Origin of the sequence: Citrobacter sp. TBCS-14 (genome assembly GCF_005280805.1) — a bacterium.
Lineage (GTDB): Bacteria > Pseudomonadota > Gammaproteobacteria > Enterobacterales > Enterobacteriaceae > Citrobacter > Citrobacter gillenii.
Genome location: NZ_SZWM01000540.1, coordinates 1 through 270, shown reverse-complemented (window position 1 = coordinate 270; position 270 = coordinate 1). Strand labels below are relative to the sequence as shown.

At 55.9% G+C, this 270-nt stretch carries 1 protein-coding gene; it reads right to left on the bottom strand.

Annotated features, from left to right (window positions below; genetic code table 11):
- A partial coding sequence (locus tag FDX22_RS19760) for a terminase gpA endonuclease subunit (protein ID WP_186805363.1) occupies positions 1 to 270 on the bottom strand: 270 nt, incomplete at both ends.

The window sequence follows — 270 nt, the reverse complement described above, 5'->3', positions numbered from 1 at the left end:
ACTCATCCACACGCAGCAGCGTCTGCTCATCATCATGGCGGCCCATCATAATCTGACGGTCAATCAGCCAGCTTTCCTCACCCGGCCCCCATCCCCATACGCGCATTTCGTAGCGGTCCAGCTGAGAGTCGATACCGGCGGTCAGGTAAGCAACGCGATCAGGAACGGGCGCTGAATAATGCTCTTTCCGCTCTGCCATCAGTTCAGCATCCGGACGTTCGCCTATTTTCGCTTCCCACGTTTCACCTAGAGTGGTGTTCACGAAGGTTT